This is a genomic window from Aeromonas sp. ASNIH1 (assembly GCF_002934285.1).
In the GTDB taxonomy this organism is placed as follows: domain Bacteria; phylum Pseudomonadota; class Gammaproteobacteria; order Enterobacterales; family Aeromonadaceae; genus Aeromonas; species Aeromonas caviae.
On sequence record NZ_CP026228.1, the window covers coordinates 294,378 to 310,116 of the forward strand.

The window sequence follows — 15,739 nt, forward strand, 5'->3', positions numbered from 1 at the left end:
AGAACACCCATGCGATTCAAGCGACCGCAGGTGCGCTATGCCGACACGCCGCAGCCTGCCACCCCATACCAATCCGCCGCCCAAGTTTGGGACGACCGTATCGGCTCGGCCCGCGTCCAGGCGAAGAACTGGCGTCTCATGGCGTTCGGCTGCCTCGTGCTGGCACTGCTGATGGCCGGTGGCCTGGTGTGGCGCTCGGCGCAGTCCATCGTCACGCCCTATGTCATCGAGGTGGATGAAGCCGGCCAGGTGCGCGCCGTGGGCGAAGCCGCCACGCCGTACCGGCCAGGCGATGCGCAGATCGCACACCACTTGGCGCGCTTTGTGACGATGGTTCGCTCGCTGTCCGTCGATCCCATCGTCGTGCGGCAGAACTGGCTCGATGGCTACGACTACACCACCGACAAGGGCGCGGCCGCGCTCAATGACTACGCGCGGGTGAACGATCCCTTCGCGCGCATCGGCAAGGAGTCGGTGACGGTACAGATCACCAGCGTAGTTCGCGCCAGCGATACGTCGTTCAACGTGCGCTGGACGGAACGCCGCTACGTCAATGGCGCGGCCGCCGGGCTGGAGAGGTGGACGGCCGTGGTGTCCATCGTCCTGCAAACCCCGCGCACCGAAGAACGCCTGCGCCGCAATCCCTTGGGCATCTACGTCAATGGCTTGGCGTGGAGCCGCGAACTGGATTCTTCCGAAGGAGCCAAGCCATGAACCTGCCTTTCCGCTTTTACGCTTTCGTGCTGACGCTTGCAGCCCTGTCAGGCTGCGCCACGCAGGGCAAGCCGCCGCCGACCATCTCACTCGATGAGCCGGTTCAGGCGCAGCCGCTGCCCGAACCGCCGAAGCCCGTCGAAGTCGTCGCCGTCCCCGAACCCCTGGCGCTGCCCGCGCAGTTGAAGCCGCTGCCCGAAGTGGACACGGCCCCGGCTGCGCCGGAGCCGGCCGACGAGAAGGTGCGCGTTTCGCGTGCGAACGCCGAGGCGCGCATCGCGCCGACCCGCGAGGGTTACGTCAACGCGATTCAAGTGTGGCCCTTCACCGATGGCGCGCTTTATCAGGTCTATGCCGCGCCGGGGCGCGTGACCGTGGTGTCCTTGCAGCCCGGCGAGGAACTGGTGACGGTCGCCGCTGGCGATACCGTGCGCTGGATCGTGGGCGACACGTCCAGCGGCAGTGGCGACGCGCTGCGCGTCAATGTGCTGGTCAAGCCCATCCGCTCGGGCCTGAAAACCAATCTGGTCATCACCACAAGCCGCCGGACGTACCTGCTCGAATTGACTTCGACGGAGAAGGCATGGATGGCGTCAGTGTCCTGGGACTACCCGAAAGATCGGATGCTGGCCTTGCAGCGCCAGGCGCAGGCGGCCAGCGCCGCCGCGCCGGTCGATACCGGCTTGTCGCTGGAGAAGATCCGCTTCCGCTACGCGGTCAGCGGCAGCAATCCGCCGTGGAAGCCGCTGCGCGCCTTCGATGACGGCGAGAAAGTCTATATCCAGTTCCCCGCAGGCATCGCGCAAGGTGAACTGCCGCCGCTGTTCGTCATTGGTGCGCAGGGTGACGGGCAACTGGTGAACTACCGTTTCCGCTCGCCGTACTACATCGTGGATCGGCTGTTCGGCGCGGCCGAACTGCGCTTGGGTGGTGATGGCGGCGACGTGGTACGCATCGAGCGCACCGATGGCGTGGCGCGGAGGAACTGACCATGAGCCAGGACGACACTCCCGACCTCGCCGCGCCGCAAGCGGCGGGCAAGATCGCGCCCGAGGCGATGGCGCTGCGTGCCCAGCCGCGCCCGGTCACGCGACTGAACCGGCGCACGTTGGCTATCCTCGCTGGCGGCCTGTCGGTCGCCGTGCTCGGCGCGCTGATGTGGTCGCTGCAACCGCAACGGCGCGGTGCGGGCGAACAGAGCGAGCTTTATAACGTCGATCGCGTGTCGAAGTCCGAAGGGCTGGATGCGCTGCCGTCGGATTACTCCAAGCTGCCGCCCGCCGTTCCCGAACTGGGGCCGCCGCTGCCGGGCGACCTTGGCCCGGCCATCGTCAAGTCGCAGCAGCCGGTGACGGCCGCCTACGCGGCCCCCGGCCATGACCCGAACGACACACTGCGCAAGGAAGCCGAAGCGGCCGCGGCCTCGTCCGTGTTCTTCCGTTCGGGTGCGCAGGCGGCCGCGCCGGTGGCGCAATCGCAGGTGGCTGCTGCGCCGGGCTTCGCCGCCAATGCGGCGTTCGACCCGATGGCCGCCGGGCCAGCCTCGACGGCGGCCCAGCCGGCCGACCCGACCGCCGTGCAGAACCGGCAAGACCAGAAAGAGGCGTTCCTGAAAGCAGGCTCTACGGAAACCCGCAATTCCGGCAATCTGACCCTGCCGGCTTCGCCGTATCAGGTCATGGCCGGAACCGTGCTCGCTGGGGCGCTGGTGACGGGCATCAAGTCGGACTTGCCGGGTGACGTGATCGCCACGGTGACGGAGCCGGTCTATGACACCGCTACCGGCGATTTCCTGCTGATCCCGCAGGGTTCGCGCATCCTGGGCAAATACAACAGCCAGGTGAGCTACGGGCAGAGCCGCGTGCAGGTGGTGTGGAACCGGATCGTCCTGCCGGACACGTCATCGCTCACGCTCGACAACCTGGCCGGCACCGACCCGGCCGGCTATGCCGGTCTGGAAGACGATGTGGACTGGCATTGGGATCGTGTCTTTGCCGGCGCGGCATTGACGACGCTGCTGGGCATCGGCGCTGAACTGGCCGCCCCGGAGAACCGCCAGGACGGTGATCGCGTCATCATCGCCGGGCGCGACAGCGCGCAGGACAGCATCAATCAGGTCGGCCAGGAGATGACCCGCCGAAATCTCAACATCCAGCCCACGCTGACCAGCCGGCCCGGCTTGCCGGTGCGGATCATCGTCAATCGTGATCTGGTGCTGCGGCCCTACCAGCCGCTTTTTTTCAACAGAGGGACTTCACGATGAGCGCGACGCGCAAGCTGCGGCTCGGGCCGCTCCCGAAGACCGAGACCGTCAAGGTCACATTCTCATGCCCGGCTGACCTGAAATCCGACTTGGAACGCTACGCCGCGCTGCACGCGCAGGCGTATGGCGAGGCCGTTGATGTGGCAACGCTGATCCCGCATATGCTCGACGCCTTCATGGCCGGGGATCGGGTATTCAGGAAGGTCGGTGCGGGCAAAGCTGCGCCGCCCAAGCCAAGCTGACGATGCGGGCTTCCGCTGGCGGCCATTCCTCGAACGCGCAGCCCGAAGCTGCGCGTTCTTCGTTCTGGAGGGCTGCGGCTGATTGGGCTATGATGGAAACACAAGCCCGCCGCGTCTCGGCAATCCAGCACGACCAAGTGCGATCCGGCTTTCTCTCCCGATGCTCTTATGTGGCACCTAGCCCACAACGCCGCAGCCCCGCAACGTGGCCTCGAAAAGAGCTAACCTACTGTCCAATATACGGTTTCAAGCCTTCCGTGATTTGCACGAAAGACTTGACACGAGAACTTTTTTGCCCGCAGCACAGGAAATGACGCGAGCAGCCGCCGGCAGGACGCATCCCGACGCAGGCGGCCCTTGATGAGGTTGCAGTTGATCCTCATCCTGTTAGGCTCAATGCCATATGACACCGATCAAAGGATGCAACATGAAACACGCCAAGCTCTTACTACTGGGAACCGGGGCCCTGACCCTGCTCAGCGGCTGCGATCTGGGTACCGGCAAGCTGGGTGTCACCGGCGGGGATACCGTCACCTACCTGTGTGAACAGAACCAGAAGGTGCAGGTACGCTACTTCTCCCTCTCGGACGAGAGCCTGAACTTCGTCAAGCTCGCCCTGCCCGATGGCAAGGACTACACCCTGCCCCAGGCCGTCTCCGCCTCCGGCGCCCGCTACACCGACGATCACGAGGTGGTCTGGTGGAACAAGGGCAAGGAGGGGTTCGTCGAGATGCGCGATGAGGCCGGGGAGTGGCAGAGCCGCTACAACGACTGCAAGGAGCAGTAAACCTGGCGCCGCCATGGCGCATTGCAGACACGCAACACCCCGGTCAGGCCGGGGTGTTTGTCATTTCACTTCCACTTCGAATCGGGCCTCAACCCGAGCCGGAATGGCTTGTGGATTCTGATCGGATGCCCGGTAGCGCATCTTCGCCAGCCCGGAGATGGCGATGAGATCCAGCACGCCGGGGGGCTCGGATGCCAGGACTTCAGGGCTGAACAGATTGCCATTGGAATCGATGAGATAGCGGAGTGTCACATACCCCTTGACCGGCCTCTTCTCCGGCAGCCCCCCGACCGGGCGGAAGACGCCTATGTCCCCCACCAGCACCCAGTATCTGGGCAGATCTTCCCAGGTGACATCCACCGGAGGCTGGTTCAGCTTCACGGTCGGGCTCGGGCTGGCACAGCCCCCCAGCAGGCCCAGGCTGGCCCACAGCAACAACACCTTCAAACGCACTCGACACTCCCTCTTCCTTGCACCGTTCGGCTCCTTGAACGGCGTGCCAGTGTCAGATGAAAGGGCTCATACGGGAAGCCCCCATCTGGCGGGCAACAAAAAGGCCAACCCCGGGGTTGGCCTTTTCAATCGGGCGGATCAGCCGCGCTTGTCGCTCACCACCAGCCAGAGCGCGTGGACCATGCCGGGCAGACCGCCGAGCAGGGTCAGCACTATGTTGATCAAGAAATGCAGGCTGAAGCCCACCTGGATAAAGGCGCAGACCGGGGGCAGAAAAATGGCCAGCAGGATCTTGAGCAGATTGTTCATCGCGCATCTCCTCGTAACGATGTCGCAGGAATTGGAATGGGCTAACCATAAACATCCCTGGCCTCAACTGCAAACCTGACAGGGGATGCCTTGCCCCTGTTGCGCCCGCCATGCATCGAGGTGGTGAATGATCTGGTTGCTGCTGCCGCGCCACAGCAGGCCGGGATCCGCCAGCCCTTTCTCGAACTTGCCGTCCACCAGCACGTCCAGCAAGGCCACCAGCTCCCGCTGGGCCGGGCTGAGTTCGCCGAGCAGATAGCCTGTCCAGCACCAGATGTCCTTGCCCGGGCACTCGGCGCGCACCCGCTGCACCAGCGCCAGCACAAAAGGCACGTTGGCAGGGTGGAGCGGATCGCCGCCGGAGAGCGACAGCCCCCGCCGCTTGATGCGGGTGTCGTTGAGATCCTGGATGATGCGATCGCTCATGGCCTGATCGAACAGTCTGCCGCCATCGAGCCGCCAGGTGCTCTGGTTGTAGCAGCCGGGGCACTGGTGTTCGCAGCCCGACACGAACAGGGTGGCGCGGGTGCCTGGGCCGTTGATCACATCGACCGGGTAGTACTGGTGGTAGTGCATTCGAGTTCTCTGGGTTAACGGCCAACCCCCTCCCAACCTCCCCCTTCGAAAGGGAGAGGAGCTTCTTTGCCCCCTTCCCTGCCAAGGGGAGGGCTGGGGTGGGGTCTGCTCGCTTACATATGCTTGACGCGGCGCTTCACCTCTTCCTGCTTGCCCGCGTTGAAGGGGCGCGCATCCGGGCTGCCGAGATAGCCGCACACCCGGCGGGTCACCGACACCTTGGCCGGATCGTGGTTGCCGCAGCGCGGGCAGGTGAAGCCCTTGGAGGTGCACTCGAACTCGCCGGTGAAGCCGCAGTCGTAGCACTCGTCGATGGGGGTGTTGGTCCCGTAGTAGGGCACCTTGTCATAGCTGTAGTCCCAGACGTTCTCCAGCGCCTCCAGGTTGTGCTGGATGTTGGGATACTCGCCGTAGCAGATGAAGCCGCCGCTGGCGATGGGCGGATAAGGCGCCTCGAAGTCCAGCTTGTCGTAGGGGTTCACCTGCTTCTCCACGTCCAGATGGAAGCTGTTGGTGTAGTAGCCCTTGTCGGTCACCCCGGCCACCACGCCGAACTCTTTGGCGTCGATGCGGCAGAAGCGGGTGCAGAGGTTCTCGCTCGGGGTGGAGTAGAGGCTGAAGCCGTAGCCGGTCTCCTCTTTCCACTCGTCGGTGGCCGCCTTGAGCCGCGCAATGATGGCGATGGCCTTCTCCCGCAACACCTCGCTGTCGAACAGATGGGTGTCGGTGCCGAACAGGGCGTTGATGGTCTCGTGCACCCCGATGTAGCCCAGGGAAATGGAGGCGCGGCCGTGCTTGAAGATCTCGCTGATGTTGTCGTCCGCCTTGAGGCGCACGCCACAGGCCCCCTCCATATAGAGGATGGGGGCGACCCTGGCCTTGACCCCCTTGAGACGCTCGATGCGGTACATCAGCGCCTGCTTGGCCACCCGCAGGGCGGCATCCAGCTTGTCCCAGAAGTCCGCCTCATCGCGGGATCTCAACGCGATGCGCGGCAGGTTGAGGCTCACCACCCCCAGGTTGTTGCGCCCCTCGTGTACCAGCTCGCCGTGTTCCTCGTAGGCACCGAGGAAGGAGCGGCACCCCATGGGGGTCTTGAAGGAGCCGGTGACCTTGACCACCTGGTCGTAGTTGAGGATGTCCGGGTACATACGCTTGGAGGCGCACTCCAGGGCCAGCTGCTTGATGTCGTAGTTGGGATCGCCCGGCCGATGGTTGAGGCCGTCCTTGATGGCGAACACCAGTTTCGGGAAGACGGCGGTCTTCCTGTTCTTGCCAAGGCCGGCGATGCGGTTGCCGAGGATGGCGCGCTGGATGAGGCGTGACTCCCAGCTGTCCCCGAGGCCAAAGCCGAAGGTGACGAAGGGGGTCTGGCCGTTGGCGGTGTGCAGGGTATTCACCTCGTATTCCAGGGACTGGAAGGCGTCGTGGCACTCCTTCTCGGTGCGAGCCATGGCGTAGGCATCCACGTCCTGGATCCCCCACTCCTCGGCCACCTCCCGGTGCTTGTGCCAGCTGATGGTCACATAGGGCGCCAGCACCTCGTCGATGCGGTTGATGGTGGTGCCGCCATAGATGTGGCTCGCCACCTGGGCGATGATCTGGGCGGTCACCGCGGTGGCGGTGCTGATGGATTTGGGGGTGTCGATCTCCGCGTTGCCCATCTTGAAGCCGTGGGTCAGCATCCCCTGCAGATCGATCAGCATGCAGTTGAACATGGGGAAGAAGGGGGAGTAGTCGAGATCGTGGAAGTGCAGGTCGCCGCTCTCGTGGGCCTGCACCACCTCCCGGGGCAGCATGTGGCTGATGGCGTAGTGCTTGGCGACGATGCCCGCCAGCAGGTCGCGCTGGGTCGGGATCACCTTGGAATCCTTGTTGGCGTTCTCGTTGAGCAGGGCCGCGTTGGTCTGCTCCACCAGGCCGCGGATCTCCTGGGCCAGGCGGCCACGGGCCTCGCGGGCCTGATCCCGGTCGTGACGGTACTCGATGTAGGCGCGGGCGATAGCCTTGTCGTCGGATGCCATCAGGTGGTTCTCGACCCGGTTCTGGATCTCGTGGATGTCCACCTCGCCGCGCCCTTCCAACTCCTGGCAGACCGCGTTTGCGATGCCCGCAGCCAGCGCCGGGTTGGCCTGATTGACCGCTTCCGCCGCCCGGCTCACCGCCTCGGCGATCAGTTGGCCATTGAATGGTGCACGACATCCATCGCGTTTGATCACTACCGGTTTCATCGAATATCCCCGCATTAAAGGCCTGGCGGCCACCCTCGGCTCGCCCTATGGAGTCCCCTTCCCCGCACCTGTCCCCGGCGCAAATAAAATCAGCCGGGGCTTGCAACACCTGGGCTGACACTGAGAGGGTGACGACTTATACACAGCTTAACAACACAACATATGGGTATTTTTATTTCACTAACCCCTATATGTGGGGCTATTAGGCACCAAAGCGATACCCTGTTTCTTGATCCAGAACAGGTTTTGGGAGGAGTGGGGCAGTTCACAACCAGCGTCAAAAGGGGCTTTTTGAGCCTACCCCAGACGGGGGGCGGGCTGGCGCCTCATCCGCCCGGCCAGAAAAAGAATTCCCCCTCCGACAGTAGTTGACCGGGACAGCGCTGCACCAAAATGGACATAATGGGTGACGACTCTCCCTGTCCATCTGGAAGCGACATGACCAACCCTCCCTTGCGGCTGTTGTTACTGCTGCTGTGCACCCTCCCGCTGCGGCTGTGGGCCGCCGAGATCCTGGTGATCAGCAGCTACCACCCCGAATACCTGTGGGACAGAAGCTACAGCGCCAGCCTGGAGGCCCACCTGGGTGGCCACCACCGCTTCGACTACTTCTACATGGACACCAAGCGCCGCTCTCCTGACGACTTCGACCGGATCGCCGAGCAGGCGCTCGCCTACTACCGGCAGAGCAAGCCGGAGCTGGTGATCCTCGGCGATGACAACGCCATCAACTACCTGGCCAGAGACATCGCCGCGCTCGGCACCCCTGTGGTGTTTCTCGGCATGAACGAGAATCCGCGCCACAAGGGGCTGGTCGGCCATCCCATGATCACCGGCGTGCTGGAGCGCCCCCTGCTCAAGCGCAACATCAGCGAGATGAGCCAGATGATGGGGGGGATCAAGAAGGCACTGGTGCTGTTCGACTCGAGCAATGTCTCCCTCACCGCCATCGAGGACGAGTTCAGGAGCCAGACCGAGCTGCGCATCGGCCAGACCCTGGTCAACAGTCAGCTGATCGGCAACTACGGCCTGTGGCAGGAGGCCGTGCTCGGCGCCAGGCAGAGTGGCCATGACGCCATCTTCGTCGGCCTCTATCACACCCTCACCGACGATCAGGGCAGGCACGTGGACGAGCAGCAGGTGCTGGCGTGGACCAGCGCCCACAGCCCGGTACCGCTGTTCTGTTTCTGGGAGTTTACGGTGGGCAAGGGCAAGGCCATCGGCGGCCTGGTGCTGGATGGCCGCGATCAGGGGGCCAAGGCAGCCGAGCTGGTCAACGCCATCCTGGCGGGGGCCCAGCCCAGGACTCTGGCACCGCGCGCTGCCCTGCGCGGCGAATATGTCTTCAGCAAGAGCGAGCTGGCCCGCTGGCAACTCACCCTGCCCGACAAGTGGCGCTACAAAATACTCTGGCGTGAGTGACGCGCCGCCCCAAACAAAGAACCCGGCCACAAGGCCGGGTTCTTTCAAGTGAGAGGGAGAGCGCCTCAGCCTTGCAGCGCCTGCTGCAGCTCCTCTTCGGTCCAGATGGTGATGCCGAGCTCCTGGGCCTTGGCGAGCTTGGAGCCCGCCGCCTCACCGGCCACCAGCACATCCGTCTTGGCCGACACCGATCCCGCTACCTTGGCACCGAGCGCCTGCAGCGCCGCCTTGGCGTCATTGCGCGAGAGCTGGGTGAGGGTGCCGGTCAGCACGAAGGTCTTGCCGGCAAACGGCTGCTCTGCGGCTTCTTTCTTCTCGATGGCCGGCCAGTGGATGCCGGCGGCCAGCAGGGCCTCCAGCACCTCCACGTTGTGGGGCTGACGCAGGAAGTAGTAGACGTGCTTGGCCACCACCTCGCCTACGTCCGCCACTGCCAGCAGCTGCTCCACGGACGCAGCGCGCAATGCATCCAGGGTGAGGAAGTGGTTGGCCAGGTTCAGCGCCGTCGCCTCCCCCACCTCGCGGATGCCGAGGGCAAACAGGAAGCGTGGCAGCGTGGTGCTGCGGGCCGCATCGATGGCCGCCACCAGGTTGAGGGCCGACTTTTGCCCCATCCGCTCGAGGCCGGCCAGCTGGATGGCGTTGAGGCTGAACAGATCCGCCGGGGTCTTCACCAGCCCCTTGTCCACCAGCTGCTCGACGATCTTGTCGCCGAGACCGTCCACGTCCATGGCGCGGCGGGCGGCGAAGTGCTTGATCGCCTCCTTGCGCTGCGCCTCGCAGAACAGGCCGCCGGAGCAGCGGGCCACCGCCTCCCCTTCCAGCCGCTCCACCGCGGAGCCACACACCGGGCACTGGGTCGGGAACAGGATTTCCCGGGCATCCGCCGGGCGCTGGGCCTCCACCACGGCCACGATCTGCGGGATCACGTCCCCAGCCCGGCGCACGATCACGGTGTCGCCGACCATGACGCCGAGGCGCGCGATCTCGTCCGCATTGTGCAAGGTGGCGTTGGAGACGGTGACGCCGCCGACGAACACGGGTTTGAGCTTGGCGACCGGGGTCACGGCGCCGGTGCGGCCGACCTGGAACTCGACGTTCTCGAGCAGGGTCATCTCCTCCTCCGCCGGGAACTTGTGGGCGGTGGCCCAGCGCGGGGCGCGGGCCACGAAGCCGAGCTCCCCTTGCAGGGCAATGTCGTCCACCTTGTAGACCACGCCGTCGATCTCGTAGGGGAGATCCCCGCGACGCGCCAGGATATCATCGTGAAACGCCTGGCAGCCGGCGGCACCCTCTTTGAGCTTCACTTCCGGGCTGAGCGGCAGACCCCAGGCCTTGAGCTGATTGAGGCGACCGAAGTGGGAATCCCCCAGCTCGTCGCCACCGACTCCCACGCCGTAGGCATAGAAGCTGAGGGGGCGGCTGGCGGTGATGCGTGAATCGAGCTGGCGCAGGCTGCCGGCAGCGGCGTTGCGCGGGTTGACGAACACCTTCTCCCCCGCCGCCAGCGCATCGCGGTTCATCGCCTCGAACCCCGCCTTGGGCATGAAGACCTCCCCACGCACCTCCAGCCGCGCCGGCCACCCCTGGCCGCGCAGAGTCAGGGGAATGGCCTTGATGGTGCGCACGTTCTCGGTGATCTCCTCCCCCGTGGTGCCGTCCCCGCGAGTGGCGGCCTGTACCAGCTGGCCATCCACGTAGAGCAGGCTCACCGCCAGACCGTCGAGCTTGGGCTCGCAACAGAAGGTGAAAGTCACCTCCCGCTTGAGGCGATCACCCATGCGTTGCTCGAACGCCTGCAACTCCTCGCTGCTGAAGACGTTGTCCAGACTCAGCATGGGGATCTCGTGGCGTACCTGCTTGAAGGCGGTCAGCGGCTGGCCCCCCACCCGCACGCTCGGCGAGGCCGGGGTTTTGAGCTCGGGATGCTCGGCCTCCAGCGCGATCAGCTCGCGCATCAGGCGATCGTATTCGGCGTCCGGCACCGTGGGGTTGTCCAGCACATAGTACTGATGGCCGTACTCGGTCAGCAGCTCACACAGTTGACGGTGGCGGGAGAGGATATCGCTCATGAAAAAGTCTCGAAGTGTGATGGAACATTCAGTCTGGGGCAGAAACAAAAATGCGGCACCGGGGTACCGCACTTTTCATTGTTCAAGCCCCATGGCTCATCAGTCGCGGCTGGCCTCGTAGGCCGCCAGCTCGTGACGGTAGCGGGCGATGTCGTCGTCGCTGAGGGGACTGCGCGAGGCGTCGGTCAGCATGGCATCGAGATCGCTCGCCAGCTGATCCGCGGCCTGCAACATGTGCTCGAAGGCGAAGGCGGCATTGCTGCGAAGGGGCAGTTGCATGAAGAGGGACACACCCGGGGTGCTGAACTGCTCCATGCGATAGGGGTTGAAGGTACCCGGCTTGACCATGTTGATCATGGAGAAGAGCACTTCACCCTTGCCGCCCAGATCTTCGTGACGGTGGAAGATGTCCATCTCGCCAAACTTGAAGCCCAACGCCAGCAGGGAAGAGAGCAGGGTCGCACCTTGCAGATCGTGGCCGGGACGGGCCATCAGGTTGATGACATAGACATCCTGCCAGATCTTCTCAACCGGGGCCGGGGCGGGTTCTGGCTCGGCTGCGTGAACCGGCTCTTCATAGGCTGGCTCGTCATCGTAAGCGGGCTCTTCATAAGCCGGCTGGGCGTAGCGGGGAGCCTGCTGGGCAACCGGTGCCGGCTCGCGTGCACCGAAGGTCGGCGCCTGGGCATAGGCCGGCTCCACCAGCGGCTCTTCGTCCAGCGGCTGCATCATGGGCTCGCGCTGCGGACGGGAACGGTGTACCGGCGTACGGCGGATCACCTGTGCAGGTTTGCGCACCGGCGCGGCAGGGGCCTCTTCAACAGGGGCGGCAACCGGCTCGTCATAGTCCTCTTCTTCCTCATACACAGGCTGAGGGGGGACAGGGCGAGCGGCAGGCTTGCGCACCACGGGAGGCGGCAGATCGGCGTCGTCATCTTCATCATCGAAGGCGGGAACGGGGGCGACACGGCGGGGTTCGGGCTGACGGGCCTCGTCGCTGCGCAGTTTGGGCTCGGCACGACGGCCACCGCTCACCACACGCACCTGACCGATGCCATCGCTGTCGAAGGCGTCGTTGTCACGCTCACGGGACTTGGACTCCATCCGACCCAGGGGTTTCTCCTTGATCGGTGCCTGACGATTCTTTCTGTTGCTCCACAACCCGTGAATGAGCAATGCCGCGATGGCAATACCGCCCAGGGCAACCAAGATGTAACGCAATTCCTGCATTAGCTGCTTCTCTTTCTAGTTTTGCTCAGCCAAAGCGACGGCTTCACCGATATCGACCGACACTATGCGCGAAACCCCGGGCTCTTGCATCGTGACGCCAACCAGCTGCTCGGCCATCTCCATGGAGACCTTATTATGACTGATGTAAACGAACTGTACTGTGCTCGACATCTCTTTGACAAGAGAACAGAAGCGACCGACGTTCACTTCATCGAGCGGTGCATCCACCTCATCCAGCAGACAAAATGGTGCTGGATTGAGTCTGAAGATGGCGAAAACCAGCGCAAGGGCGGTTAGCGCCTTCTCCCCCCCGGAAAGCAGGGCAATGGTAGCATTCTTCTTGCCCGGAGGTCTTGCCATGATGCTCACTCCGGCCTCCAAAAGATCATCCGAGGTCAGCTCAAGCCAGGCACTGCCCCCCCGAACACTTTTGGGAACAGGGATTTTAAATCTTCATTGACCTTATCGAAAGTGTCGCGGAAGCGTATTTGTGTTTCTTTATCAATTCTTTTAATGGCTTGGCTCAAGGTATCGAGGGCCTGCTCCAGATCCTGGCACTGATTTTCCAGGTAGCTTGAACGGGTTTTCGCCTCCTCATACTCTTCCAGTGCCGCCAGGTTGATGGCGCCAAGCGCCTCCACCTGCGCCTCCAGCGTCTGGATCTCCTGGCGCAGCTTGCCGCGATCAGCGGCAATCAGCACCGCCTGATCGAGGTCCACCAGGCGCACGCCCAGCTCTTCGAACTGCTCGTGCAGTCCCTGCCTGCGCGTCAGGTTGCGCTCGCGCTCGAGCCGCAGAGTCGCCAGCTTCTCTTGAATTTTCACCAGCTGCTTGTGATCGGCGCTTCTGGCCTGCTCCAGCTCGGTCAGCTGACGCTCCAGCTCCGCGAGCCGCTGGTGACAGGCCAGTTGCTGCGCCTCAAGATTGCGCTGTTCGACCAGCAGGGGCGACAGATCCTGACTCGGAGCGGCCCCTGGCTCCTTGAGTTCCGCCAGCTCCAGGCCGAGACGGGCCAGCTCCTGCTCGCGCAGCGTGATGAGCTGGCGCTGGTTCTGCTGCTCCAGTTGCAACCGCTGGCAGGCCGCCTGCTGCTGCTCCCGGCGAAGGCGCACCTCTTCCAGCGCCCGCTCCGCCCCGCTCACCTGCTCCTGGGCGAGCAGCAGCGCCTCGGCGAGTACCTCCCCCTGCTCCTGCAGCTCGCCAAGGGCCGCTTCATCCTGCTCAAGCCGCTCCCCGGCCGACGCCAGTCGCTGCGCCTCCTCAGCCTGCTCCTTGTCGAGCCGGGCCAGCTCTTCCCCCAGCTGGCCCAGGCGCTGCAAGCGCTCCTGGCGCTGCCCCTCGCGCAGACTCCAGGCTTCGCGCAGTTGCTGCCACTGCTGCTCCTGCTCGCGCAGGGTGCGCTGAGCCAGCTCATGCGCTCCATGCTGCTGGGCCCGCGCTGCATCGGCGGCGGCAAGCTGCTCGTCGAGTCTGTGCAGCGCCTCCCGGCCCGCGGCCAGCTCGGTGTGCAGCCGTTCACGCTCACCGAGCAGCGCCAGCGTACCGAGGGCCATGCCCTCCCCCAGATCCGCCCAGTTGGGGCCGAACCAGTCGCCGGCGGGAGTGAGCAGCGACTCACCGGCAGAGAGGCTGTGCAGGCGGGACAGCGCCTCCTCCCTGCTCTCTACCAGCCAGATGGCGTTGAGGAAAGCCGGAATGTGCTCGCCCCCCAGTTGCGCCGCCAGGGTACCGGCCCTGGCTGGCTGGGCCGGGCCAATCCAGAGTCCAGGTTGCGCCAGGTTGCACTCGTCCGCCGGGATTGCGGTGAGCCAGCGGCCGAGCACCTTGTCCAGCCCCCGGGCCCACTCGGGGGGAACCTGCAACCGATCCGCCAGGGTCGCGCCCGCCATCTGCTCCCCCAGGATCTGATCCAGGGTGGCGAGGCGCGCCTCCAGCTCGCGCAGCAGGCCCTGCTGGCGACCCTGCTCTGCCTTGAGTGCTTGATGGCGCGACACACCGGCCTGCCACGCCGCATCGGCTTCCTCATGGCGGGCGCGGGAGAGCGAGAGTTCCGCCGCCAGGGCATCGAGGGCCGGTTGCAGGTTCTCCCCTTCGCCGCCGAGGGGGCCGGCCTGTTCGTCTTCCAGCTTGAGACGGGCCAGCCGGGTCTTGGCCTGCAGCTCCTGCAGACCGTTCACCTCGGCGCGGGTCTGGTTGAGCCGCCCCTGCAACTGACCCAACTGCTGCTGCCACTGCTGCTGGCGCTGGCGCGCCTGCTCGAGTCGATCGCCCGCTGCTGCACGCACGCTCTGCTGGTCGGTAAGCAACTGCTCACACTGCTCGAGGCGCGCCGACGCTACCTCCCCCTGCAACGTGCTGTCGCCCAGTTGCTCCAGCTGGCCGGCCAGCTGGGCCTTGAGGCCGTCGATACGCTCGCCGAGGGCCTGCCGCCTCGCCTGCCAGTCACGACCGAGTTCGTTCTGGTGCAATTGCTGCTGCTCGAGGCGGGCGATGGCCTGCCCGCCGAGAAAAATCTGCTGCTGGCGGCTGGCCTGCTCGGCCTGCGCCTCCTGGCGGGCCACCGACAGGGTGACGTGGCGTCCTTCGTCTGCAGTGCGCTTGGCATCGAGGGCCGCCAGCGCCTGCTCGGTCTGGGCCAGTTCGGTCTTGGCTTCGCCAAGACGCGTCTCCAGCGCCCACAGTTCCGAGCCGATCAGTTCGCTGCGGGCCGCGCGACTGCGGCTCTTGAGCTGCTTGTAGCGCTCGGCGGTCTCGGCCTGGGCCTTGAGATGCTCGAGGCGTGAGCCCAGTTCGCCACGGATATCGCCAAGGCGTTCCAGGTTCTCCTGGGTATGGCGGATGCGCTGCTCGGTCTCCCGGCGCCGCTCCTTGTAGCGGGAGACCCCGGCGGCCTCTTCCATGAACAGCTTGAGATCGGCGGGGCGGGACTCCACCAGCCGGCTGACGGTGCCCTGTTCGATGATGGCGTAACTGCGAGGCCCAAGGCCGGTGCCGAGGAAGAGGTCGGTCACGTCCTTGCGGCGGCACTTCTGGCCGTTGATCTGGTAGTGATTGGATCCGTCGCGCAGCACTTCGCGGCGCACCGAGATCTCGGTAAAACGGCCGAACTCGCCGGGTACCCGGTTGTGGGGATTGTCGAACACCAGTTCCACCGAGGCGCGGCCGTGGGCGCTGCGGTTGATGGAACCGTTGAAGATGACGTCGGTCATGTTCTCGCCGCGCAGATGGCGGGCGGAGCTCTCCCCCAGCACCCAGCGCACGGCGTCGATGACGTTGGATTTGCCGCAGCCGTTGGGGCCCACCACGGCGGTCATGTCGGCGTTGAGTTCGATGCGGGTCGGCTCGACAAACGACTTGAAACCGGCGAGTTTGATCAATTTCAGACGCATGGCGGCCTATGTGGGTAACGAAATAAAGAGGAGGCGGGCAGGCGACTTTAC

The 15,739-nt window shown here is 64.8% G+C and carries 12 protein-coding genes and 1 pseudogene; 6 read left to right on the forward strand and 7 right to left on the reverse strand.

The annotated features are described in order from the left end of the window. The first annotated feature begins 9 nt into the window (after positions 1 to 9). The 5 genes from trbF to C2U37_RS01380 all read left to right on the forward strand — a co-directional run bounded on the left by trbF (position 10) and on the right by C2U37_RS01380 (position 4,006). Positions 10 to 714: a conjugal transfer protein TrbF gene (gene trbF / locus C2U37_RS01360; RefSeq protein WP_023123519.1), complete on the forward strand. Its 705-nt coding sequence runs from the start codon at positions 10 to 12 to the stop codon at positions 712 to 714. Next, positions 711 to 1,703 carry a P-type conjugative transfer protein TrbG gene (gene trbG, locus C2U37_RS01365; protein WP_045353480.1) on the forward strand — a complete coding sequence of 331 codons (993 nt, stop codon included), beginning with the start codon at positions 711 to 713 and terminating at the stop codon, positions 1,701 to 1,703. The genes trbF and trbG overlap by 4 nt, the downstream gene beginning before the upstream one ends. Before the next feature lie 2 nt (positions 1,704 to 1,705). After that, on the forward strand, positions 1,706 to 2,977 hold the full coding sequence (locus C2U37_RS01370) for a TrbI/VirB10 family protein (protein WP_023123517.1): 1,272 nt from the start codon (positions 1,706 to 1,708) through the stop codon (positions 2,975 to 2,977). After that, a complete protein-coding gene (locus C2U37_RS01375) occupies positions 2,974 to 3,219 on the forward strand; it encodes a DUF2274 domain-containing protein (RefSeq protein ID WP_103245823.1) in 246 nt (81 codons plus the stop codon). The genes C2U37_RS01370 and C2U37_RS01375 overlap by 4 nt, the downstream gene beginning before the upstream one ends. A gap of 427 nt (positions 3,220 to 3,646) precedes the next feature. Then, positions 3,647 to 4,006, forward strand: coding sequence for an MliC family protein (locus tag C2U37_RS01380; RefSeq protein ID WP_043152336.1), 360 nt, complete (start codon positions 3,647 to 3,649; stop codon positions 4,004 to 4,006). Between the two features lie 60 nt (positions 4,007 to 4,066). Here C2U37_RS01380 and C2U37_RS01385 read toward each other — a convergent pair whose 3' ends face one another. From C2U37_RS01385 to nrdD, 4 genes are all read right to left on the reverse strand, one after another. Further along, positions 4,067 to 4,459: an energy transducer TonB gene (locus C2U37_RS01385; protein WP_043152334.1), complete on the reverse strand. Its 393-nt coding sequence runs from the start codon at positions 4,457 to 4,459 to the stop codon at positions 4,067 to 4,069. A 138-nt stretch (positions 4,460 to 4,597) separates the two neighbouring features. Then, entirely contained in the window at positions 4,598 to 4,768 is a 171-nt protein-coding gene (locus tag C2U37_RS01390) for a YqaE/Pmp3 family membrane protein (RefSeq protein ID WP_005343870.1), read from the reverse strand. A gap of 63 nt (positions 4,769 to 4,831) precedes the next feature. Next, on the reverse strand, positions 4,832 to 5,344 hold the full coding sequence (nrdG, locus tag C2U37_RS01395) for an anaerobic ribonucleoside-triphosphate reductase-activating protein (RefSeq protein WP_043152332.1): 513 nt from the start codon (positions 5,342 to 5,344) through the stop codon (positions 4,832 to 4,834). Positions 5,345 to 5,457: 113 nt separating this feature from the next. Further along, positions 5,458 to 7,575 (reverse strand): anaerobic ribonucleoside-triphosphate reductase, encoded by a 2,118-nt coding sequence (nrdD, locus tag C2U37_RS01400; RefSeq protein ID WP_102948798.1) that lies wholly within the window; start codon positions 7,573 to 7,575, stop codon positions 5,458 to 5,460. Between the two features lie 438 nt (positions 7,576 to 8,013). On the opposite strand from nrdD, the gene C2U37_RS01405 reads away from it, so the two are divergent. After that, the gene (locus tag C2U37_RS01405) at positions 8,014 to 8,997 is read left to right on the forward strand and encodes an ABC transporter substrate-binding protein (RefSeq protein WP_102948799.1); all 984 of its coding nucleotides are present in this window, start codon (positions 8,014 to 8,016) and stop codon (positions 8,995 to 8,997) included. Between the two features lie 65 nt (positions 8,998 to 9,062). On the opposite strand, the gene ligA is transcribed toward C2U37_RS01405, so the two are convergent. The 3 genes and pseudogenes from ligA to C2U37_RS01420 form a co-directional block, all read right to left on the reverse strand. Beyond that, complete coding sequence (gene ligA, locus C2U37_RS01410; protein WP_102948800.1) at positions 9,063 to 11,069, reverse strand: NAD-dependent DNA ligase LigA; 2,007 nt, start codon at positions 11,067 to 11,069, stop codon at positions 9,063 to 9,065. 99 nt (positions 11,070 to 11,168) lie between these two features. After that, entirely contained in the window at positions 11,169 to 12,299 is a 1,131-nt protein-coding gene (zipA, locus tag C2U37_RS01415) for a cell division protein ZipA (protein WP_039039273.1), read from the reverse strand. Positions 12,300 to 12,314: 15 nt separating this feature from the next. Continuing rightward, positions 12,315 to 15,688, reverse strand: a pseudogene (locus C2U37_RS01420) (AAA family ATPase). Positions 15,689 to 15,739: the final 51 nt, after the last annotated feature.

What these genes read in the sequence shown, in the direction of transcription:
- nrdD (WP_102948798.1), bottom strand. Translation starts at nt 7,575, where the DNA reads ATGAAACCGGTAGTGATCAAACGCGATGGATGTCGTGCACCATTCAAT.
- trbG (WP_045353480.1), top strand. Translation starts at nt 711, where the DNA reads ATGAACCTGCCTTTCCGCTTTTACGCTTTCGTGCTGACGCTTGCAGCC.
- nrdG (WP_043152332.1), bottom strand. Translation starts at nt 5,344, where the DNA reads ATGCACTACCACCAGTACTACCCGGTCGATGTGATCAACGGCCCAGGC.
- trbF (WP_023123519.1), top strand. Translation starts at nt 10, where the DNA reads ATGCGATTCAAGCGACCGCAGGTGCGCTATGCCGACACGCCGCAGCCT.
- C2U37_RS01375 (WP_103245823.1), top strand. Translation starts at nt 2,974, where the DNA reads ATGAGCGCGACGCGCAAGCTGCGGCTCGGGCCGCTCCCGAAGACCGAG.
- C2U37_RS01380 (WP_043152336.1), top strand. Translation starts at nt 3,647, where the DNA reads ATGAAACACGCCAAGCTCTTACTACTGGGAACCGGGGCCCTGACCCTG.
- C2U37_RS01390 (WP_005343870.1), bottom strand. Translation starts at nt 4,768, where the DNA reads ATGAACAATCTGCTCAAGATCCTGCTGGCCATTTTTCTGCCCCCGGTC.
- C2U37_RS01405 (WP_102948799.1), top strand. Translation starts at nt 8,014, where the DNA reads ATGACCAACCCTCCCTTGCGGCTGTTGTTACTGCTGCTGTGCACCCTC.
- C2U37_RS01370 (WP_023123517.1), top strand. Translation starts at nt 1,706, where the DNA reads ATGAGCCAGGACGACACTCCCGACCTCGCCGCGCCGCAAGCGGCGGGC.
- zipA (WP_039039273.1), bottom strand. Translation starts at nt 12,299, where the DNA reads ATGCAGGAATTGCGTTACATCTTGGTTGCCCTGGGCGGTATTGCCATC.
- ligA (WP_102948800.1), bottom strand. Translation starts at nt 11,069, where the DNA reads ATGAGCGATATCCTCTCCCGCCACCGTCAACTGTGTGAGCTGCTGACC.